The organism is Streptomyces gobiensis, assembly GCF_021216675.1.
Classification (GTDB): domain Bacteria; phylum Actinomycetota; class Actinomycetes; order Streptomycetales; family Streptomycetaceae; genus Streptomyces; species Streptomyces gobiensis.
In genome coordinates, this window is sequence record NZ_CP086120.1 from 779,408 (window position 1) to 799,282 (window position 19,875).

At 69.3% G+C, this 19,875-nt stretch carries 21 protein-coding genes and 1 riboswitch; of the genes, 11 read left to right on the plus strand and 10 right to left on the minus strand.

The annotated features are described in order from the left end of the window. Positions 1–55: 55 nt before the first annotated feature. On the minus strand, positions 56–421 hold the full coding sequence (locus tag test1122_RS03595) for an Rv2175c family DNA-binding protein (RefSeq protein ID WP_232267697.1): 366 nt from the start codon (positions 419–421) through the stop codon (positions 56–58). Positions 422–477: 56 nt separating this feature from the next. Further along, on the minus strand, positions 478–1,719 hold the full coding sequence (locus test1122_RS03600; RefSeq protein ID WP_422396919.1) for an NAD(P)/FAD-dependent oxidoreductase: 1,242 nt from the start codon (positions 1,717–1,719) through the stop codon (positions 478–480). A 62-nt stretch (positions 1,720–1,781) separates the two neighbouring features. After that, positions 1,782–1,894, plus strand: a riboswitch (TPP riboswitch). On the opposite strand from test1122_RS03600, the gene thiO reads away from it, so the two are divergent. From thiO to test1122_RS03630, 6 genes are all read left to right on the plus strand, one after another. Next, entirely contained in the window at positions 1,891–3,036 is a 1,146-nt protein-coding gene (gene thiO / locus test1122_RS03605; protein ID WP_232267698.1) for a glycine oxidase ThiO, read from the plus strand. (Overlaps the previous riboswitch by 4 nt.) Next, positions 3,033–3,233: a sulfur carrier protein ThiS gene (gene thiS / locus test1122_RS03610; RefSeq protein WP_232267699.1), complete on the plus strand. Its 201-nt coding sequence runs from the start codon at positions 3,033–3,035 to the stop codon at positions 3,231–3,233. Before thiO ends, thiS begins: the two co-directional genes overlap by 4 nt. A gap of 5 nt (positions 3,234–3,238) precedes the next feature. Then, the gene (locus test1122_RS03615) at positions 3,239–4,045 is read left to right on the plus strand and encodes a thiazole synthase (RefSeq protein WP_277879790.1); all 807 of its coding nucleotides are present in this window, start codon (positions 3,239–3,241) and stop codon (positions 4,043–4,045) included. Between the two features lie 187 nt (positions 4,046–4,232). Further along, positions 4,233–6,140, plus strand: a complete 1,908-nt coding sequence (pknB, locus tag test1122_RS03620; RefSeq protein ID WP_232267700.1) for a Stk1 family PASTA domain-containing Ser/Thr kinase — start codon at positions 4,233–4,235, stop codon at positions 6,138–6,140. Between the two features lie 320 nt (positions 6,141–6,460). After that, the gene (locus tag test1122_RS03625) at positions 6,461–7,198 is read left to right on the plus strand and encodes a transglycosylase SLT domain-containing protein (protein ID WP_232267701.1); all 738 of its coding nucleotides are present in this window, start codon (positions 6,461–6,463) and stop codon (positions 7,196–7,198) included. A gap of 35 nt (positions 7,199–7,233) precedes the next feature. Further along, positions 7,234–8,124 carry a deoxyribonuclease IV gene (locus test1122_RS03630; RefSeq protein ID WP_422396921.1) on the plus strand — a complete coding sequence of 297 codons (891 nt, stop codon included), beginning with the start codon at positions 7,234–7,236 and terminating at the stop codon, positions 8,122–8,124. 28 nt (positions 8,125–8,152) lie between these two features. Here test1122_RS03630 and test1122_RS03635 read toward each other — a convergent pair whose 3' ends face one another. Next, on the minus strand, positions 8,153–8,776 hold the full coding sequence (locus tag test1122_RS03635) for a sulfite oxidase-like oxidoreductase (RefSeq protein WP_232267702.1): 624 nt from the start codon (positions 8,774–8,776) through the stop codon (positions 8,153–8,155). A 164-nt stretch (positions 8,777–8,940) separates the two neighbouring features. Between test1122_RS03635 and bfr the strand changes: the two genes are divergently transcribed. Continuing rightward, the gene (bfr, locus tag test1122_RS03640) at positions 8,941–9,417 is read left to right on the plus strand and encodes a bacterioferritin (RefSeq protein WP_232267703.1); all 477 of its coding nucleotides are present in this window, start codon (positions 8,941–8,943) and stop codon (positions 9,415–9,417) included. On the opposite strand, the gene test1122_RS03645 is transcribed toward bfr, so the two are convergent. Together test1122_RS03645 and test1122_RS03650 are read right to left on the minus strand one after the other, a co-directional pair. Next, the gene (locus tag test1122_RS03645) at positions 9,418–9,666 is read right to left on the minus strand and encodes a (2Fe-2S)-binding protein (RefSeq protein ID WP_232267704.1); all 249 of its coding nucleotides are present in this window, start codon (positions 9,664–9,666) and stop codon (positions 9,418–9,420) included. 269 nt (positions 9,667–9,935) lie between these two features. After that, positions 9,936–11,279 (minus strand): class II 3-deoxy-7-phosphoheptulonate synthase, encoded by a 1,344-nt coding sequence (locus test1122_RS03650; RefSeq protein WP_338423572.1) that lies wholly within the window; start codon positions 11,277–11,279, stop codon positions 9,936–9,938. A gap of 106 nt (positions 11,280–11,385) precedes the next feature. Between test1122_RS03650 and test1122_RS26760 the strand changes: the two genes are divergently transcribed. Together test1122_RS26760 and test1122_RS03655 are read left to right on the plus strand one after the other, a co-directional pair. Next, positions 11,386–11,445 (plus strand): trp operon leader peptide, encoded by a 60-nt coding sequence (locus test1122_RS26760; protein ID WP_422397059.1) that lies wholly within the window; start codon positions 11,386–11,388, stop codon positions 11,443–11,445. A gap of 104 nt (positions 11,446–11,549) precedes the next feature. Continuing rightward, a complete protein-coding gene (locus tag test1122_RS03655) occupies positions 11,550–13,415 on the plus strand; it encodes an anthranilate synthase family protein (RefSeq protein ID WP_232267706.1) in 1,866 nt (621 codons plus the stop codon). On the opposite strand, the gene test1122_RS03660 is transcribed toward test1122_RS03655, so the two are convergent. From test1122_RS03660 to test1122_RS03680, 5 genes are all read right to left on the minus strand, one after another. Then, positions 13,381–14,400: a 2-hydroxyacid dehydrogenase gene (locus tag test1122_RS03660; RefSeq protein WP_232267707.1), complete on the minus strand. Its 1,020-nt coding sequence runs from the start codon at positions 14,398–14,400 to the stop codon at positions 13,381–13,383. The two genes, test1122_RS03655 and test1122_RS03660, sit on opposite strands and share 35 nt — an antisense overlap. Continuing rightward, the gene (locus test1122_RS03665; RefSeq protein ID WP_232267708.1) at positions 14,397–15,395 is read right to left on the minus strand and encodes an ATP-dependent 6-phosphofructokinase; all 999 of its coding nucleotides are present in this window, start codon (positions 15,393–15,395) and stop codon (positions 14,397–14,399) included. The genes test1122_RS03660 and test1122_RS03665 overlap by 4 nt, the downstream gene beginning before the upstream one ends. 82 nt (positions 15,396–15,477) lie before the next feature. Then, positions 15,478–16,149, minus strand: coding sequence for a response regulator (locus test1122_RS03670; RefSeq protein ID WP_232267709.1), 672 nt, complete (start codon positions 16,147–16,149; stop codon positions 15,478–15,480). Beyond that, positions 16,142–17,299 carry a MacS family sensor histidine kinase gene (gene macS / locus test1122_RS03675; RefSeq protein ID WP_422396922.1) on the minus strand — a complete coding sequence of 386 codons (1,158 nt, stop codon included), beginning with the start codon at positions 17,297–17,299 and terminating at the stop codon, positions 16,142–16,144. The genes test1122_RS03670 and macS overlap by 8 nt, the downstream gene beginning before the upstream one ends. 60 nt (positions 17,300–17,359) lie before the next feature. After that, positions 17,360–18,103 carry a lysophospholipid acyltransferase family protein gene (locus test1122_RS03680; RefSeq protein ID WP_232267710.1) on the minus strand — a complete coding sequence of 248 codons (744 nt, stop codon included), beginning with the start codon at positions 18,101–18,103 and terminating at the stop codon, positions 17,360–17,362. A 201-nt stretch (positions 18,104–18,304) separates the two neighbouring features. Between test1122_RS03680 and test1122_RS03685 the strand changes: the two genes are divergently transcribed. Further along, complete coding sequence (locus tag test1122_RS03685; protein WP_232267711.1) at positions 18,305–19,075, plus strand: alpha/beta hydrolase; 771 nt, start codon at positions 18,305–18,307, stop codon at positions 19,073–19,075. Further along, positions 19,062–19,730, plus strand: a complete 669-nt coding sequence (locus tag test1122_RS03690; RefSeq protein ID WP_232267712.1) for a hypothetical protein — start codon at positions 19,062–19,064, stop codon at positions 19,728–19,730. The genes test1122_RS03685 and test1122_RS03690 overlap by 14 nt, the downstream gene beginning before the upstream one ends. Positions 19,731–19,875: the final 145 nt, after the last annotated feature.

The window sequence follows — 19,875 nt, forward strand, 5'->3', positions numbered from 1 at the left end:
TTGCTACGTATCGTTTCTACGGATCGTTATGTGTCGCTATGAACCGCTGTGGATGTCAGACGGCGAGGGCCTGGGCGCGGCGCTTCACCTCGGTCCCGCGATTCTCGCGCAGTGCCTGCGCGGGGGTGCCGGGCAGGGTGTCATCAGGCGTGAACAGCCACTCCAGCATCTCCTCATCGGTGAAGTCGTCATCCTTCAGCAGCGTGATGGTCCCGATGAGACCCTTCACGATCCGGTTCTCGCCGATGAAGTCGGCGGGCACCATCAGCACACGGTTCTCGCCACGGCGCACCGCGATCAGCTGGCCCTCCTTGACCAGCTGCCGCACACGCGTCACCTCGACGCCGAGCTTCTCGGCGACATCGGGGAGGGTGAGCCAGGCGGGGACGAGAGCATCGGTTTTTGCGTCAATCTCGGTCACACCCCCAGCCTGCCATCAGCCGCCGACAAACGTCACCGCCACCTGCGTCGGCTGGGCTATACGACTGCCTTCTTCAGCGGTACGGACGCGTCCGCCGCCAGCGCGCGGTCGAGGGACGCCCCCTGCTCGATGAGCTTCCGGGCCTGCGCCAGGTCACGCGGCCTGCCGACCGCCAGCAGCGCGTTCAGCATCCCGTCCCGCAGCCAGCACACCGACCACGACGCACTCTCCGGGTCACCGCGCCACAGCAGCTCATCGCGGTCCGTATGGTGCCCGGCGTACTGGACGAAGCGCCCGAACTGCTCGGACCAGAAGTACGGCACCGGGTCATAGACCCCTCCCCCGCCGTCCACCGCATGGCCGGAGTCCCCGCCGACCAGGCCGGCGGCGACCGCGCGCGGGCCCTGGAGGGCGTTGTCCCAGTGGTGGACCAGCAGCCGCTCGCCATAGCGGGCGGAGGGGAAGGAGGCGCAGTCCCCGACCGCGTACACATCGGGCACCGAGGTGCGCAGCCGCTCATCAGCCAGGACCGAGCCGTCCGGGGCGAGCTCCACGCCGGAGCCCGCGAGCCAGGCGGTGGCGGGACGGGCGCCGATACCGACGACTACCGCCCCAGCGGGCAGCACCGTGCCGTCGGCGAGCTGGACCTCGCCCTGCCGGACCGCCGCGACGGCCACCCCGGTGCGCAGGGTGACGCCCCACTCCTCGTACCAGCGGCGCATATGGCCGGAGATCTCGGCGGGCAGCACCCCGGCGAGCGGCCGGTCGGCGGCCTCCACCACGGTCACCGCACAGCCCGCCTCACGGGCGGCGGTGGCGAACTCCGCGCCGATCCAGCCCGCCCCGACCACCACGATGGAGCGCTGCGCCTGCAACACCGGCCGCAGCCGCTCCGCGTCATCGAGGGTGCGCAGCAGATGCACACCCGGCACGCCCTCGCTGCCGGGCAGCGCTACCGGCGCGGCGCCGGTAGCGATCACCAGGCGGTCATACGGCACCGGACCGGCCTCGGTGTTCAGCACATGCTCGTCCGGGCGCAGTCCGGTGACATCCCGGCCCAGCACCAGTTCGATGTCGAGCGCCTGGAAGTCGATGTCGAAGGCGGACCCTTCGGCCTTTCCGATCAGTACCGCCTTGGAGAGCGGCGGGCGGTCGTACGGCTGATGTGGCTCGGCGCCGATCAGGGTGACGGCGCCGGACCAGCCCTGTTCCCGTAGCTGTACGGCGGTTTGGACTCCGGCCATTCCGGCGCCGACGATGACGACGCGCTGTTCGCTGTGCTCGCTGCGTGGGGTCACACGATCACTTTAGAACTCCCCCTTCAGCGGGTGCAGGGCCGCACAGTAGGGTGGGCGTCACAAAACGCACTCGCGGGAGCCCGGACGTACCGGGCTGAGAGGGAGGCTGGCGGCCTCCGACCGTAGGAACCTGATCCGGGTCATGCCGGCGAAGGGAGGGGTACAGCGCCCATGCATGTGGTGATTATCGGCGGTGGCGTCATAGGGCTGGTGACAGCCTGGCGGGCCGCACAGCGCGGACTGCGTACCACGGTCGTCGACCCGGCGCCGGGTGGCGGAGCCGCACAGGTCGCGGCCGGGATGCTGGCCGCCGTCAGCGAACTGCACTACGGGGAGGAGACGCTCCTCTCCCTCAACCTCGCCTCCGCACAGCGCTATCCGGCCTTCGCGGCGGAGCTCACGGAGGCCAGCGGCCAGGAGGTCGGCTACCGCGCCTGCGGCACGCTCGCCGTGGCCCTGGACGCCGATGACCGCGCGCATCTGCGGGAGCTGCACGCTCTCCAGCGGCGCTGCGGGCTGGACTCACAGTGGCTGAGCGGCCGTGAATGCCGCCGCTTGGAGCCCATGCTCGCCCCGGGCGTGCGCGGCGGACTGCGGGTGGACGGCGATCACCAGGCCGACCCGCGGCGGCTGGCGACGGCGCTGCTCACCGCATGCGAGCGGGCCGGGGTGGTGTTCCGCCACGGCTGGGCGCAGCGCCTTTCGGTCGTACGGGACCGGGCCACCGGGGTCGTCCTGGCGGACGGGAGTGAGCTGGCCGCCGACCAGGTAGTGCTCGCCGCCGGCAGCGACAGCGGGCGCCTCGACGGGGTCCCCGCGGAGGTGCTGCCCCCGGTCCGCCCGGTCAAGGGCCAGGTGCTGCGGCTGCGTATCCCACGGGCCTCCGCCCCCTTTCTCTCCCGGACCGTACGGGCCGTGGTACGCGGCGGGCATGTCTATCTGGTGCCGCGCGCCAGCGGCGAACTGGTCGTGGGTGCCACCAGTGAGGAGCTGGGCTGGGACACCACGGTGACAGCGGGCGGCGTCTACGAACTCCTCCGGGACGCGCATGAGCTGGTCCCCGGCATCACGGAGCTGCCCTTGGTGGAGACCCGCGCGGGGCTGCGCCCCGGCTCCCCCGACAACGCGCCGCTGCTCGGCCCCACCGCGCTGCCCGGCCTCCAGGTGGCCACCGGGCACTACCGCAACGGCATCCTGCTGGCCCCGGTCACGGGCGACGCGCTGGCCCAGTCGCTGACCACCGGCGAACTCCCCGAAGAGGCCCGCCCCTTCACCGCCCGACGCTTCTCGGACGCGCTTCAGGAGCAGCCCGCATGAGGATCCGTATCAACGGCGAAGACCGCGTCACCCCCGACGGGACCACCCTCGACGCCCTGATCTCAACCCTGACCACCGCCCCCAGCGGCGTCGCCGCGGCCGTCAACGAGGCTGTCGTGCCACGTGGCCAGTGGGCGGACACCACCCTCGGTGACGGCGACCGCGTTGAGGTCCTCACCGCGGTCCAAGGAGGCTGACGCCCGTGACACCCGCGACCCCCGATCCGCTGACCATCGGTGACACCAGCTTTGCCTCCCGGCTGATCATGGGAACGGGCGGCGCGCCCAGTCTCGATGTGCTGGAGCGCTCACTGGCGGCGTCCGGTACGGAGCTGACCACGGTGGCGATGCGGCGGCTCGACCCCACCGTGCAGGGCTCGGTGCTCTCCGTCCTGGACAGACTGGGCATCCGTGTACTGCCCAACACGGCGGGCTGCTTCACCGCGGGCGAGGCGGTGCTCACCGCCCGGCTGGCCCGGGAAGCGCTGGGCACCGACCTGATCAAACTGGAGGTCATCGCTGACGAGCGCACGCTGCTGCCCGACCCGATCGAGCTGCTGGACGCCGCCGAGATCCTGGTCGACGACGGCTTCACCGTCCTCCCCTACACGAACGACGACCCGGTGCTCGCCCGGAAGCTGGAGGACGTGGGCTGCGCCGCGGTCATGCCGCTGGGCTCGCCCATCGGCTCCGGGCTCGGCATCCGCAATCCGCACAACTTTCAGCTGATCACCGAGCGGGCCCGGGTCCCGGTCATTCTGGACGCGGGTGCGGGCACGGCGTCGGATGTGGCGCTGGCCATGGAGCTGGGCTGTGCGGCGGTCATGCTGGCCTCGGCCGTCACCCGTGCCCAGGAGCCGGTTCTCATGGCGGAGGCCATGCGCCACGCGACGGAGGCGGGCCGGCTGGCGTTCCGCGCCGGCCGTATTCCCCGCCGCCACTTCGCGGAGGCGTCCTCGCCGACGGAGGGGCTGGCGGCCCTTGACCCGGAGCGGCCGGCTTTCGCGTAGGGGGTCTTCTCCCCAGCCCCGCCCCTTCCCGAAACTGGGGGCTCCGCCCCCAGACCCCCGGCGGGGCTGGGAAAACCCATCGCGGGGCTCCGCCCGCGCACCGGTCCTGTTACCGTTTCGCTGCGATTTTGGCTGGTGGACGCACCGGGCGCCAGCAACGGCCGCTTCAACTCGTAGACTCTCGGCCGTGGATACGACCCTTCAGGACCCGTTGATCGGCCAGGTGCTAGACGACCGGTACCGCGTCGAAGCGCGGATCGCCGTCGGCGGCATGGCCACGGTGTACCGGGCCGTGGACACCCGGCTGGACCGTGTGCTCGCTCTGAAGGTGATGCACCCCTCCCTCGTTGACGACGCTCTCTTCGTTGAGCGCTTCATCCGGGAGGCGAAGTCCGCCGCGCGCCTCGCGCACTCCAATATCGTCGGCGTCTTCGACCAGGGCACCGACGGCACCTATGTCTATCTGGCGATGGAGTACGTCGCCGGGTGCACGCTCCGCGATGTGCTCCGGGAGCGTGGCGCCCTCCAGCCCCGCGCCGCGCTCGACATCCTGGAGCCGATACTCGCCGCGCTTGGCGCCGCGCACCGCGCCCAGCTGGTGCACCGCGATATGAAGCCGGAGAACGTGCTGGTCGGCGAGGACGGCCGGGTCAAGGTCGCCGACTTCGGGCTGGTACGTGCCGTGGACACCCAGACCTCGGCGTCCACTACGTCCATCATGGGCACGGTCTCCTATCTCGCCCCGGAGCAGATCGAGCACGGCATCGCGGGCACCGCCGCCGATATCTACGCCTGCGGCGTGATGCTCTACGAGATGCTGACCGGTGCCAAACCGCACTCGGGGACCACCCCCGCCCAGGTGCTCTACCAGCATCTGAACCATGACGTCGCGCCGCCGTCCGGGGCCGTGCCCGGGCTGGCCACCGCGCTGGACGGGCTGGTGGCACGGGCCACGGCCCGTGACCCCGAGGAGCGTCCGGCCGACGCGGTCGTGATGCTTCAGGAGATGCGGGCCGTACGCGCCACACTCACCGAGGAGCAGCTGGACGCGGTCCCCCCGCAGGCGCACGCCCCGGCAAACCCGGCAAACCCCGATGAGTCGGCCACCTCCGTGATCCCGCGTTCGGCGGCCGCCAGGGAGCCGGTGAACCACACCAGTGTCCTCCCGCCGCCACCCGCCGGGCCGCCGGGCACCCCACCGCCCCGCTCCCGGTCCGGGCGGCCCCGGCGCTCGCTGGTGGCGCTGATCGGGGCCGTACTACTGGTCCTGGGGCTGGGCGCGGGCGTCTGGTACATCAACTCCGGACAGTTCACCCGGACCCCGAGTGTGCTCCGGATGACGCAGCCCGAGGCGGAGAAGACCCTCGCCGACGCCGGGCTGCGGGCGAAGGTCACCAGGGCGCACAGCGCCACCATCCCGCGTGGCCGGGTCATCCGGACCGAGCCAGGCCCCGGCGCCCGTATCCGGGGCAATGGCACGGTCACCATCACCGTCTCCCGGGGCCCGGAGGTCGTAACGGTCCCGGACCTCAAGGGCGTACCGCTGGCCACGGCGAGGAAGCAGCTCAAGAAGGCCGGGCTGGAGCCCGCCACGGTCTCCCGGGAGTTCAACGACGAGGTCGAGCAGGGCTCGGTGATCCGTACGGACCCCAGGGCGGGGATCGAGAAGCGCCCCGGCAGCGCGGTGGCGCTCACCGTCTCCAAGGGTGAAGAGCTGGAGTTCCCGGACGTCATCGGCCTGGACGAGGACACGGCGCGCACCACGCTGCGTGACACCGGCTTCACGGTGCGGGTCGCCCCGGCCCCGGTCCACTCCGCACAGGAGCCGGGTCTGGTCGCCGAGCAGTCACCGGGCGCGGGAGCGACCGGCGCCAAGGGCGACAGCGTCACGCTCACCCTCTCCAAGGGCCCTGAGATGGTCACCGTCCCGGATGTCGTCGGCCAGGACGAGGAGACGGCCGTCAGGGCGCTGAAGGACGCGGGCCTGGCGGTGAAGGTCCGCAGGATCTTCTTCACCGGCGAGGTCTTCAACCAGTCCGTGGACGGTGGCGAGCAGGCAGAGAAGGGCTCAACGATCACCATCTGGGTCCGCTGACAGACCCCTGACGGCCCTTCTGACGGTCTGTGCGAACGCGACTGCATGCTGTGTTCGCCCGAGCGACGATCTGTGATCCCCGGCATAGGACCTATGTCACTTACGACCGGGACTAGTGGACGTATTCGGCCCTCAGCGGCCCGGACGCATTTTGGTACCCCCAGGTTCCACGATGCTAGGTAGTACATCGCGGCTTTGCTCTGCGAATTTCCGGACGCTAACAATGCTTCCCGTCGCACGGCGCCGTAGAGCAGGAAACGGCGTGCAACGCCGCTCCGGCCTCTGCGACACCCAGTCGATGGAAAGAGACCCACACCGCCATGCCCGAATACAACATCCCGCGCCAGCTCAGTCGCATCACCAAGACCCAGAAGCTCTCCGCGCTTGGCATCACCGCCGTCGCCGGCGCCGCGACCCTCGCGATGAGCCTCACCCCGGTCAGCGCCGACACGACCGTCGCGCAGCCCGCCCTCACACCGGCCGCCTTCACCACCCTCACCAGCGAGATACCGGCCCAGCGCGCCAGCATCAGCCAGCAGCACGGTGCCGCCGAGGAGGCCGCCCGCCAGGCCGCCGCCGCCGAGGCGAAGAAGAAGGCTGAGGCGAAGAAGAAGGCGGAAGCCAAGAAGAAGGCCGAGGCCGCCAAGAAGAAGGCCGAGGCCGAGCGTCAGGCGAAGGCCGAGCGCGCGAAGAAGGCGGCGGCCAGCCGTGCCGCCGAGCGCGCGAAGCCCGCCTACGCCAACAACCTGGACGGCTGGATCCGTGAGTCCCTCGACATCATGAAGGCCAAGGGCATCCCCGGCACCTACCACGGCATCCACCGCAACATCATCCGGGAGTCCAGCGGCAACCCGAACGCCATCAACAACTGGGACATCAACGCCCGCAACGGAGTGCCCTCCATCGGCCTGCTCCAGGTCATCAAGCCGACCTTCGACGCCTACCACGTCGAGGGCACCAAGCACAGCCAGTGGGACCCGGTCGCCAACATCGTCGCCGCCTGCAACTACGCGGCCGACCGCTACGGCTCGATCGACAACGTCTTCGGGGCCTACTGAGCAGTGCGCCGAGCAGGCCTGGCACCCTGGATACGGTGAGCACTCCCCAGCACTCCAGCACCCCGGCCCGCAGCCGTAACCCGATTGGCGGCCATGTCCCCGTAGCCGGTGGACTGGCCGCCACGGGCATTTCCTACGCCCGTGAGATCGGCGCCGAGGCTCTACAGGTCTTTGTCGCCAATCCGCGCGGCTGGGCCACGCCCGTCGGCAGCTCCGCACAGGACGAGGCGTTCCGCGCGGCCTGTGCCGCCGAGTACCTTCCGGCCTACATCCACGCCCCGTATCTGATCAACTTCGGCTCACACACCGAGGTGACGGTCGACAGGTCCGTGATCTCCCTGCGGCACTCGCTGCGCCGGGGCCGGGAGATCGGCGCCCTGGGCGTGGTCGTCCACACCGGCTCCGCGACCGGCGGCCGCGAGCGCTCCGTAGCCCTCGCCCAGGTACGGGACCGGATGCTGCCGCTGCTGGATGAGCTGACGCACGACGACGATCCATGGCTGCTGCTGGAGCCGACCGCCGGGCAGGGTGCCTCGCTCTGTGCGCTGGCTGAGGATCTGGGCCCGTACTTCGACGCCCTGGACCGCCATCCGAAGCTCGGCGTCTGTCTCGACACCTGCCACGCCTTCGCCGCCGGGCACGATCTGGCGGCGCCGGGCGGGACCAAGGCACTGCTGGACGAGCTGGTGACGGTCACCGGCGAGGGGCGGCTGAAGCTCATCCACGCCAATGACTCCAAGGATGTCGTCGGCGCCCACAAGGACCGTCACGAGAACATCGGCAGCGGCCATATCGGGGCCGAGCCCTTCCGTGAGCTCTTCCTCCACCCGGCTACCGAGGGGGTGCCCCTGGTGATCGAGACTCCGGGCGGCAAGGAGGGTCACACAGCGGACGTAGCCGGCCTGAAGTCGCTGCGCGACGTCTGACCGCGCGAGGTCTCACTGCGCGGCGGCGCTACAGCTCCGGGCCGTCGCCCGGCTCCTCCTGGTAGGAGTAGCGCTGCTCCCGCCAGGGATCCCCGATGTTGTGGTAGCCGCGCTCCTCCCAGAACCCCCGCCGGTCGGCCGTCATGTACTCCACGCCCCGGACCCACTTCGGCCCCTTCCAGGCGTACAGATGCGGCACCACCAGCCGCAGCGGAAAGCCATGCTCGGCCGTCAGCAGCTCACCGGCCCGGTGCGTGGCGAAGAGTGTCTGCTCGGCGGTGAAGTCCGACAACCGCAGGTTCGAGCTGAAGCCGTACTCGGCCCACACCATTACATGGGTGACCTCAGGCGCGGGAGGCGCCAACTCCAGGATCGTACGGGCCCGTACACCGCCCCATTCCACGCCCAGCATGCTGAACTTCGTCACACAGTGCAGATCGCCGGTCACGGTGTCATACGGAAGCGCGGAGAATTCCTCGTGCGTCCAGCAGTGCTTATCGCCGTCGGCGGTCGCCCCGAAGACCCGGAACTCCCAGCGCTCCGGCTTGAACCTGGGCACCGGCCCATAGTGCGTAACCGGCCACCCCCGCTGGAGCCGCTGCCCTGGTGGGAGCAGTGACTGCTCCGCTTCGCGGCTGTCCGGCTGACCCATGTCTCCATGGTGGCAGACCCAGGGGGGTGCTCCTGACCACACCCCCCGCGCTATTGAATATCCGGGCAAATTCGGTAAGCCTGCACTTACTGGACGCAGTTGCCGCGCAATGCGAAGATGCGGCGCACTACCTGTCGATCTTCGCTTGGAAGGAGCCCGCTCCCATGCAGGGCGACCCCGAGGTCATCGAATTCCTCAATGAGCAGCTGACCGCCGAGCTGACCGCGATCAACCAGTACTTCCTGCACGCGAAGATGCAGGAGAACTTCGGCTGGCCGAAGCTCGCGAAGTACACCCGGTCGGAGTCGTTCGATGAGATGAAGCACGCCGAAGTACTGACCGACCGGATCCTCTTCCTGGAGGGCCTGCCCAACTATCAGCGGCTCTTCCACGTCCGGGTGGGTCAGACGGTCACCGAGATGTTCCAGGCCGACCGCCAGATCGAGGTCGAGGCCATCGACCGGCTCAGGCGCGGTATCGAGGTCATGCGGGCCAAGGGTGACATCACCTCGGCCAATATCTTCGAGGACATCCTCGCTGACGAGGAGCACCATATCGACTACCTCGACACCCAGCTGGATCTGATCGAGAAGCTAGGGGAGCCGCTGTACATCGCGCAGCTCGTCGAGCAGCCAAGCTGATCAGGCCGCTTCTGCTACCTCGTCCCGGGTCTCCGCGAGAAGCGCGGGCACGCCCTTGTCCAGCAGCTCGCGCTTGGGGCAGCCGCCCCGGCCGAGCAGTCCCTGGATACGGCGGACACACGAACCGCAGTCCGTGCCCGCCTTGGAGGCAGAGGCTATCTGGCGCGGGGTACAGGCCCCGGCTTCCGCGTGCTCACGGACCTGCTGCTCCGTGATGCCGAAGCACGAGCAGACGTACACGCGGTTCACCTCCGTCGATGGGCTTGATCAGTGAGGTTACCCTAACCTTACCCTCCGCCTGAAGTCCACAAAAGCGCCGTGGGGCGCGGATCACTACGATCCGCGCCCCACGGCGCTTGGCCCGTCGCGGGCTGGGTCCACCCCATAACCGGCTCACGGGATCACCAGCCACGACGACTTCCCCCACGCCGCAGCTGGGTCACGGGGCCAACCCCGCAAGGCAACCCACCACCCACACCAGCCACGACGACTTCGGCCACCCCGCAGCTGGGTAACCGTTACTGGTGGCGGTACATCTCCGCTACCAGGAAGGCCAGGTCCAGCGACTGGCTGCGGTTCAGCCGGGGGTCGCAGGCGGTCTCGTAGCGGTGGTGCAGATCGTCGACGAAGATCTCGTCACCGCCGCCCACACACTCGGTGACATCGTCACCGGTCAGCTCCACATGGATGCCGCCCGGATGGGTGCCAAGGCCCTTGTGAACCTCGAAGAAGCCCTTGACCTCGTCCAGCACATCGTCGAAGCGCCGCGTCTTATGGCCGGAGGCCGCCTCGAAGGTGTTGCCGTGCATGGGGTCGCAGACCCATGCCACCTGGGCACCGGAAGCGGTCACCTTCTCCACCAGGGTGGGGAGCTTGTCGCGGATCTTGTCCGCGCCCATCCTGGTGATAAAGGTGAGCCGGCCGGGCTGCCGCTCCGGGTCCAGCCGGTCGATCAGTGTGAGCGCGTCCTCCGGTGCGGTGGTCGGACCGAGCTTCACCCCGATCGGATTCTGGATCTTCGACGCGAACTCGATGTGTGCCCCGTCGAGCTGCCGGGTGCGCTCACCGATCCAGACCATGTGCCCGGAGACGTCGTACAGCTCGCCGCTGCGCGAGTCGACCCGGGTCAGCGCGGCCTCGTAGTCGAGCAGCAGGGCCTCATGCGAGGCGTAGAACTCAACCGTCTTGAACTCCTCCGGGTCCACGCCGCAGGCGTTCATGAAGTTCAGCGCCCGGTCGATCTCGCGGGCCAGCGCCTCGTAGCGCTGCCCGGAGGGCGAGTTCTTCACAAAGTCCTGGTTCCAGGCGTGTACCTGGCGCAGATCGGCGTAGCCGCCGGTGGTGAAGGCCCGTACGAGGTTCAGCGTGGAGGCCGAGGCCTGGTACATCCGCTTGAGCCGCTGTGGGTCCGGTTCACGGGCCTCGGCGGTGAACTCGAACCCGTTGACCGAGTCACCCCGGTACGTGGGCAGGGTCACCCCGTCCCGGGTCTCGGTCGGCTTCGAGCGGGGCTTGCTGTACTGCCCGGCGATCCGGCCGACCTTCACCACGGGAACCGAACCCGCATAGGTCAGCACGGCGCCCATCTGGAGCAGGGTCTTCAGCTTCGCGCGGATCTGCTCGGCGGACACCCCGTCGAACGCCTCGGCGCAGTCGCCGCCCTGCAGCAGGAAGGCTTCGCCGCGGGCGACGGCGGCCATCCGTTGCTTCAGCTGGTCACACTCACCGGCAAAGACCAGCGGCGGATACCCCTCAAGCTCAGCGATCACATCGCGCAGAGCCTTCGGGTCCGGGTACTCAGGCTGCTGCGCCGCGGGCAGGTCTCGCCAGGTCTGGACACTGGCGTCGGTTTTAGCGTTCACGGTCACGCACCCAAGATTACGGGGTCATGTCGACCGATTTTCGGCGTGACCGGTGGATGAGACGACCGGCACACCGCGGCAACCGCGCTCATGTAGGGTGCCGGACATGTTCGTGCATTCAGTGATCAGCAACTGGTGGTGGCCCGCTCATCCGGCGGCCCACTGACTGCGCGTACTCCAAGAACACACGCGAAGGCCGCCCGAGGGGCGGCCTTCGGCGTTCGCGCGGGTCGTTCCCTCCGTAAGAGGTTCCGGAAGGAAGACGACCTGATGTTCCAGCGACTGCTCAGTGACGACTGCCCGCCCTTCGCCCTGCTGCGACGGCGCACTCCCGGCCGGGACGACACCCTGGTCGAGGTCCTGATCGGCGAGGTCCGGGAGGTGGACCTGCTCTCCGGTATCCCCGAAGGTGAGCTGGGGGCGCTCGCTCTGGTGCCGTTCCGGCAGATCCGGGAGCGGGGCTTCGATGTGCGCGATGACGGGACACCGCTCAGTGTGCTGGTGCCCCACGAGCACTGTGAGTTGCCGCTCGATGAGGTGATGGCGGCGCTGCCCGCGCATGACGTCACGGTGCGGGACGACGGCTTTGACGTCAGTGACGGGGCATATGAGGAGATCGTGCGCCGGGTCGTCGAGGACGAGATCGGGACGGGGGAAGGTGCCAACTTCGTCATCCGGCGGAACTTCGAGGGAATGATCGAGGGCTACCGGCCGCACGACGCGCTCGCGCTCTTCCGGCGGCTGCTCGCCGGGGAACGGGGCGCGTACTGGACGTATGTCGTGTACACGGGTCAGCGCACGCTGATCGGGGCGAGCCCCGAGGTGCATATAAGGATGAGCGGCGGCACCGTCGTGATGAACCCGATCAGTGGGACGTACCGCTATCCGGCGGCGGGCCCGAGCGTGGCGGGGCTTCTGGAGTTCCTCGGGGACCGCAAGGAGACCGAGGAGCTGTCGATGGTCGTCGACGAGGAGCTCAAGATGATGTGCCGGGTGGGAAACGAAGGCGGGGTCGTGGTCGGGCCACGGCTGAAGGAGATGGCGCATCTCGCACACACCGAATACGAGCTGCGGGGGCGCACCACGCTCGACGCCCGCGAGGTGCTGCGCGAGACGATGTTCGCGGCGACCGTGACCGGCAGCCCGGTGGAGAACGCCTGCCGGGTGATCCAGCGGCACGAGCGGGGCGGACGGCGCTACTACGCGGGGGCGCTGGCGCTGTTCGGGCGGGACGCTGGGGGCGGGCAGACGCTGGACTCGCCGATTCTGATCCGTACCGCGGATATCGACAGCACGGGAAGGCTGCGGGTGCCGGTGGGGGCGACGCTCGTACGGGACTCGGACCCGGCGAGCGAGGTCGCCGAGACGCACGCGAAGGCGGCCGGGGTGCTGACCGCGCTGGGGGTACGGCCGGGACGGGGGCGGGCGGAGCGCGTACGGCCCCAGCTCGCCGAGGATCGCCGGGTGCAGGCCGCGCTGGAGGCCCGGCGGGCGGATCTGGCACCGTTCTGGCTGCGGATGCAGACCGGGGAACAACGCGGGGACACCAGGGGGGAAGTGCTGGTCGTGGACGGGGAGGACACCTTCACCTCGATGCTGGCGCATCTGCTGAGCTCCACCGGTCTGGCGGTCACGGTCCGGCGCTACGACGAGCCAGGGGTACGTGCGGTGGCGCTCGCCCACCAGGGACCGGTCGTGCTCGGCCCGGGGCCCGGCGATCCGCGTGACGCCGCCGACCCCAAGATGCGCTTCCTGCGCGGGCTCACCGCTGAGCTGTTGCGCGAGCACCGGCACGGGGTGCTCGGGGTGTGTCTGGGGCATGAACTCATCGCCGCCGAGCTCGGTCTGGAGCTGGTGCGCAAGGAGTCGCCGCACCAGGGCGCCCAGGAGCGGATCGACTTCTTCGGGCGTCCGGAGACCGTCGGCTTCTACAACTCGTACACCGCGCGCTGCGATGAGGAAGCCGCGCGTGAGCTGGCGCTGCACCGGATCGAGCTGAGCCGGGACCCGGTCAGCGGCGATGTGCACGCGCTGCGCGGGCCGGGCTTCGCGGGAGTTCAGTTCCACCCGGAGTCGGTGCTGTCCCTGGACGGGGCGGCGGTCACCGCGGAACTGCTGGCGGCTGTCCTGGTGTGACCAGGACGTCATCGCTGGTGCGGTCGGCCAGATAGTTCTCGATATTGCGGACCGTGGTGTCGATGATCTGGCCGACCACCTCTTGTGTGTAGTACGCCTGATGCGAGGTGACCAGCACATTACTGAAGGACATCAGCCGCACCAGGGTGTCGTCGTCGATGACCTCGAGCGACTTGTCGAAGGAGAAGAGCCCGGCCTCGGCCTCGTAGACATCCAGGCCCACTCCGGTGAAGCGGCCCGCCTTCAGCTCCTCGACGAGCGCTTGAGCGTCGACCAGGCCGCCTCGGCTGGAGTTGACCAGAATGGCGTCGTCCTTCATCGAGGCGAGAGCGTTCCGGTCGATGAGGTGGTGGGTCTGTGGAAGCAGCGGCACATGCAGGCTGACCAGGTCGGACTCGGCGAGCAGCCGGGGCAGCTCGGTGTACTCCATGCCCAGCTCCACACACACCGGGTTCTCGGCGATGTCCCAGCCGAGCAGCCGCATGCCGAAGCCATGGGCGATCCGGGTGAACGCCGTGCCGATCCTGCCGGTACCGATGACCCCGACGGTACGGCCGCGCATCTCCCGGCCCAGCAGGCCATCCAGCCGGAGATCGAAGTCCCGGGTGCGGCGGGCCGACCGGATGATCCGGCGGTTGACGGCCATGGCCAGGGTCCAGGCGAACTCGGCCACGGAGTATGGGGAGTAGTGGGTGACCCGGGCGACGGTGAAGCCGAGCTCGGCGGCGGTTTCGACGTCGATGTTGTGGAAGCCGGCGGCGCGCTGAGCGATCATCCGGGTGCCGCCCGCCGCGAGGATGTGCAGCACCTCGGAGTCAAGCTGGGCATTGACGCTGACGGTGATGACCTCATGTCCGGCGGCGAGGGGCGCGGTGTCACGGTTCATCAGTACATCGAGGCAGCGGATCTCATACGGGGGAGCGAAGGCCTGCTCGATCAGTGGCCTCTCATCAGCCTGCACACCGAAGGCCAGAATCTCTTTCACCCGAAGAACACCTCATTCTCGGCATAGCGGGCCGCGTCGACGGTCTTGAGTCCGGCCACGGCCTCCGCGAGGGGTACACGGACGATGTCCGTGCCGCGCAGCGCGACCATGGCGCCCCAGTCGCCGTCATGCACCGCGTCGATGGCGTGCAGCCCGAAGCGGGTGGCGAGCCAGCGGTCGAAGGGGGAGGGGGTGCCGCCGCGCTGGATATGGCCGAGAACGGTGGTACGGGCCTCATATCCGGTGCGCCGCTCGATCTCCCGGCCCAGCCACTCGCCGATGCCCGAGAGCCCCGCGAGGTCAACCTCGCCCTCCTGGGGCAGGGCGCTGTCGGTGACGACGACGATCGGCGCGTAGGTGGCCTTGAAGCGGGATTCGATGTAGTCGCATACCCGGTTGACATCAAAGGGCTGTTCGGGGATGAGGACACAGTTGGCGCCGCCCGCCAGACCCGCGTGCACGGCGATCCAGCCGGAGTTACGGCCCATCACCTCGACCACCAGGACCCGCTGATGGGACTCGGCGGTGGTGTGCAGCCGGTCGATGGCCTCGGTGGCGACACGTACGGCGGTGTCGAAGCCAACGGTGTAGTCGGTGGCGGAGACGTCATTGTCGATGGTCTTCGGTACGCCCACACAGGGCACGCCGTGCTGATTGGCGAGGACCGCCGCCGCACCCAGGGTGTTGACGCCCCCTATGACGATGAGCGCGTCCACCTCATGCCGGGACAGGGTCTTACGGACCCGGTCGGGGCCGTCCGTATCGGCGAGCGGGTCGGTGCGGGAGGAGCCGAGGATGGTGCCGCCCCGGGGCAGGGTGCCGCGCACCGCCGGGATATCGAGCACCACGGTGTCGTCCTGGAGGACACCGCGCCAGCCGTCGCGGAAGCCGATGAAGCCGTCGCCGTAGTCCTGTACCCCCTTGCGGACGACGGCGCGGATGACCGCGTTGAGCCCAGGGCAGTCGCTGCCGCCGGTCAGCACTCCGACCCGCATGGGGTCTCCCTTCTGTACGGGCTGTACGGGGCTGTACGAGTCTGCACAGGACCCAACCCGACCACGGTACGTCAGGGGTGCCTCACGCGTCGTCCAATCCACGCTCTATGGCGTAGCGCACCAGCTCCACCCGGTTGTGCAGCTGGAGCTTGCCCAGGGTGTTCTGGACATGGTTCTGCACGGTGCGGTGGGAGATGACCAGCCGTTCGGCGATCTCCTTGTACGAGAGCCCCTTCGCCACCAGCCGCAGCACCTCGGTCTCCCGCTCGGTGAGCTGTGGGGCGGCGGGCTCATCGGCGGTCCGCGAGGCCGGTTGCCCGGCGAGCCGCCGGTACTCCCCCAGCACCAGTCCGGCCAGCCCCGGAGTGAATACCGGGTCCCCGGCGGCGGTGCTGCGGACCGCTTCGATCAGCTCCTCCGTGCTGGCCGACTTGACCAGATAGCCGGTGGCCCCGGACTTCACCGCCTCCAGCACATCGGCGTGCTCGCCGCTGGCCGAGAGCACCAGCACCCGTAGCGTGGAACCCTCTCCCACCAGCCGTTTGCAGACCTCAACGCCGGGCAGTCCGGGCAGATTGAGGTCGAGCACCAGGACATCGGGCGTGGTGGCCTCCGCGCGGCGCACCGCCTGCGGGCCGTCTCCGGCGGTCGCCACCACATCAAAACCGGCCCCCGCCAGATCGCGGGCGACCGCGTCACGCCACATCGGATGGTCATCGACGACCATCACCCGCACGGCCCGCGCATCAGTCATCTTTCGGCACCTTCAACTCGACTTCCGTACCCTGCCCCGGAATCGACACCAGCTCCGCACTGCCGCCCAGCTCCCGCAGGCGGCCCCGGATGGACAGCGATACGCCCATCCGGCCTTCGGCCTCGGCGGCCGCGAGCCGTCCAGCGGGAATGCCGGGGCCGTCGTCCCGCACGGTCACCAGCACCGCGTCCGGCTCGTCCTCCAGCAGGACCCACGCCTGCGCGCCCTCGCCCGCGTGCTTGCGGACATTGTCCAGTGCCGCGCCGACCGCGGCCGCCAGTTCCTGGGCCTTGCCCGTCGCCAGCAGCACCGGAGCGCCCGGCTCCACAAAGGTCACGCCGCGCCCGGACTGGGCGGCGAGCAGTGACCGCAGATCACTCCGCGCGTCGGTGGCCGGCTCAGCGGTGGACGAGAGTGTACTGATCACCTCGGCGGCGGATGTGGCACGGGGTTCGGGCACCACGCCGCTGGAGACCAGCGCCCGCAGCGCCACTTCCTGTTCCCCCGCGAGCCGTCCCAGCTCGGCCGCCTCACCACCGATCGCGGTGCCCCGGCGCTGCACCATGGCCAGCACCTGGAGGACGCTGTCGTGGATATCGCGGGCCAGCCGCTCCCGCTCCCGGGTGGCCGCGTCGATCCGCAGCGCTTCGGCGAGGGTGCGCTCACTGGCCCGCGCCACCTCGACGACATAGCCGATGCCGATGCTGGCCACGGTCACCAGCAGTATGTTGTGGATGGTGTCGCGGGAGAACGCGCCGCGCTCCACAATGTTGGCGATCCCGATGATCAGTGAGGCCCCGGCCGCCCAGCGCCAGCCGCCCTTGATCGCGAAGGCCAGCACGGCGCCGGCGACCCAGATGGACGGCAGGGTCGGGCCGACCCTGGCATGGACGTCGACGAGCGGGCTGATCAGGATGCCGGTGACGGCGATGGTGATGTCACCGGCGAGGAAGCGCGGGGTGCAGCGGTCGGCCGCGGAGACCTTGCCGAGGGTCGCGAAGGTCCAGACGGCGAGAAAGGCCAGAAAGACACCGCCGGGGACGGGGCGCTCGTACGCGCCGTAGTTGTAGCCGAACACGGTCACCGCATAGCAGAGGGTCAGCACCCGGTACCCGGCAAGCGCCCGCCACAGCGGCTGCTCAACGGACATTCTCTGCGGCCCCTGCGGCGCTCTGAGCGCCATCATCTCCCCCTGATCCCCGGTGGCGGGCTACGCCGCCTTCTTGTCCTGCTTCTCCTGCTTCTGGTGCTTCTCCTGCTTCTCGTCCTCGGCCTTCTGCTTCGCCGCCTCCGCGATCTGCCGCTTGGCGGCGGTCGCGTACATATCGACGTACTCCTGGCCGGAGAGCTTCATGATTTCGTACATGACCTCATCGGTCAGCGAACGCTGGATGAAACGGTCACCGTCCATGCCGTGATAGCGGCTGAAGTCCAGCGGCTTACCGATCCGGATGCCGGGGCGCATCAGCTTGGGAACGACCTTCCCCGGTGGCTGGATCTTCTCGGTGTCGATCATCGCGACCGGGATGACCGGCACTCCGGTGGCCAGCGCGATCCGCGCCAGACCACCCGGCTTGCCACGGTAGAGACGCCCATCCGGGGAACGGGTGCCCTCCGGGTAGATACCGAAGAGCTCGCCGCGCTCCAGCACATCGACAGCGCTCTTGATCGCCGCCTCCGCCGCGCCGCGCGCGCCCGAGCGGTCCACCGGGAGCTGGCCGACGCCCTTGAAGAAGGCGGCCGTCAGCTTGCCCTTCACCCCCGGTGAGGTGAAGTACTCCGCCTTCGCCACGAAGGTGACCTTCCGCTCAAGGACAGCGGGCAGGAAGAAGGAGTCGGAGAAGGACAGATGATTACTGGCCAGGATGGCCGGTCCCTCGGCCGGAATGTTCTCCAGCCCTTCCACCCAGGGCCGGAAGGCAAGCTTCAGCGACCCTCCGATGGAAAGCTTCATAGCGCCGTACAACAACCGAGGAACCTCCTGTGTCTGACGTGCAGAACCTTATCTCCCCCAGCCGCGCCAGTCCCCCGCAGCCGGGGGCGCCGCCCGGCTGCGGCGGTTCCCCGGTCCTGCTGTCCGGGCTACCCGGTGACAGAGCGCACGCGTAGGGTTGGCGGCACCCCGTTACGCGTCCGTCCCGAATGGAGACTCACGGTGCCGCTGCTACCCGGGTGCGAGCCTATGCACCATGAAGGCTCAGAGATCGGCGTCCTGCTCTGTCACGGCTTCACCGGCTCGCCCCAGTCGCTGCGCCCCTGGGCGCGGTATCTCGCCGACCAGGGCCTGACCGTCTCGCTGCCACTGCTGCCCGGCCATGGCACCTGCTGGCAGGACCTGCAGCTCACCGGCTGGCAGGACTGGTACGCGACGGTGGACCGCGAGCTGCGCACGCTGAGCGAGCGCTGTGCGCAGGTCTTCGTCTGCGGGCTGTCCATGGGGGGCGCCCTCGCGCTGCGGCTGGCCGCCAGGCACGGCGACGCGGTGACCGGGGTCACAGTGGTCAACCCGGGGATCACCTTCCCCCGGCTGGAGGGTCTCGCGCTGCCCGTGGCACGCCATCTGCTGCGGTCGTCGAAGGGCATCGCGAGCGATATCGCCAAGGGCGGCAGCAACGAGGTCGGCTACGAGCGGGTGCCGCTGCACGCCGCGTACTCCCTGCGGAACTTCTTCCGGCTGGTTCGCACCGAGCTGCCGCAGGTCACCCAGCCCCTGCTGGTGCTGCGCAGCAGGGTTGACCATGTGGTGCCGCCGACCGACTCAGCGGTGGTGCTCAGCTCGGTGTCGTCCACCGATGTGACGGAAACGGTTTTGGAGCACAGCTACCACGTAGCCACACTGGATCACGACGCGGAGCAGATCTTCGCGGACTCGTATGGATTCATCACCCGCCTGGCAGCGAGGAAGACGGCACGTGACGGAGCGTGAGCACGACCGCGGCGACGGCCGGGAGCCCCTTGACGAGGAGGCCGCCTGGGCCCAGATCGTCGCCGCGTATGGCGAGGAACCGCCGGAACCGCCAGGGGTGTGGCCGAAGGGCGGACCCGAGGAGCCCAGGGAGCCCAAGAAGTCCAGGGAATCCAGGGGATCCGAGGAGGAGCGCACAGAGCCGGCCGAGACCGGGGCGGATGAGGCGGACGCAAAGCCGGAGCCGGAGCCGGACGGGGACATTCTGACCAAGCCCGGTGCCGAGCGGGAGCGGGAACCGGACGGAGACGAAGAGAGCGCGCCAGAGGCCGACAAGGGCGACAAGCCGCCGCACAGTCTTACGGTCTACGCCGCCGGCACGGGCCCGCGTGACTGGGAGCCCCCGGAGCCGCCTGAGGATGAGGATCGCTTCATCCCCCCGGAGCCCCCGCCGCTTCCGCAGACCGACGCCGTCACCAAGTTCGCCTGGCTCGCCGTCCTCGGCGGTCCAGCCCTGCTCTTCGGCACGGTCCTCTTCCAGCAGGAGATGACCTGGTGGATCACCACCCTGGGCATCGGCGGTTTCCTGGGCGGCTTCGGCACACTGATCGCCCGTATGCGGGACGACCGGGATGACGACGATTTCGGGGATCCGGGCAGAGGCGCGGTCGTATAGGGCAGCTCGCGGCCGCCGTTCACTGCCGGGATCGGGCAATGCGCCCGGCCCCGGCGACGCGCGACCATTCCCTCAGTCGGCACCACTGACCAACGACTGACTCATGGGGGAAAGAGCATGCTGGAACTATTGCTGATCTTCAGCG

Excerpts from the sequence above, each read along its gene's own strand:
- test1122_RS03655 (WP_232267706.1), top strand. The coding sequence starts at position 11,550 with ATGTTCCAGCGACTGCTCAGTGACGACTGCCCGCCCTTCGCCCTGCTG.
- bfr (WP_232267703.1), top strand. The coding sequence starts at position 8,941 with ATGCAGGGCGACCCCGAGGTCATCGAATTCCTCAATGAGCAGCTGACC.
- test1122_RS03625 (WP_232267701.1), top strand. The coding sequence starts at position 6,461 with ATGCCCGAATACAACATCCCGCGCCAGCTCAGTCGCATCACCAAGACC.
- test1122_RS03680 (WP_232267710.1), bottom strand. The coding sequence starts at position 18,103 with ATGAAGCTTTCCATCGGAGGGTCGCTGAAGCTTGCCTTCCGGCCCTGG.
- macS (WP_422396922.1), bottom strand. The coding sequence starts at position 17,299 with ATGTCCGTTGAGCAGCCGCTGTGGCGGGCGCTTGCCGGGTACCGGGTG.
- test1122_RS03635 (WP_232267702.1), bottom strand. The coding sequence starts at position 8,776 with ATGGGTCAGCCGGACAGCCGCGAAGCGGAGCAGTCACTGCTCCCACCA.
- thiS (WP_232267699.1), top strand. The coding sequence starts at position 3,033 with ATGAGGATCCGTATCAACGGCGAAGACCGCGTCACCCCCGACGGGACC.
- test1122_RS03670 (WP_232267709.1), bottom strand. The coding sequence starts at position 16,149 with ATGACTGATGCGCGGGCCGTGCGGGTGATGGTCGTCGATGACCATCCG.
- thiO (WP_232267698.1), top strand. The coding sequence starts at position 1,891 with ATGCATGTGGTGATTATCGGCGGTGGCGTCATAGGGCTGGTGACAGCC.
- test1122_RS03665 (WP_232267708.1), bottom strand. The coding sequence starts at position 15,395 with ATGCGGGTCGGAGTGCTGACCGGCGGCAGCGACTGCCCTGGGCTCAAC.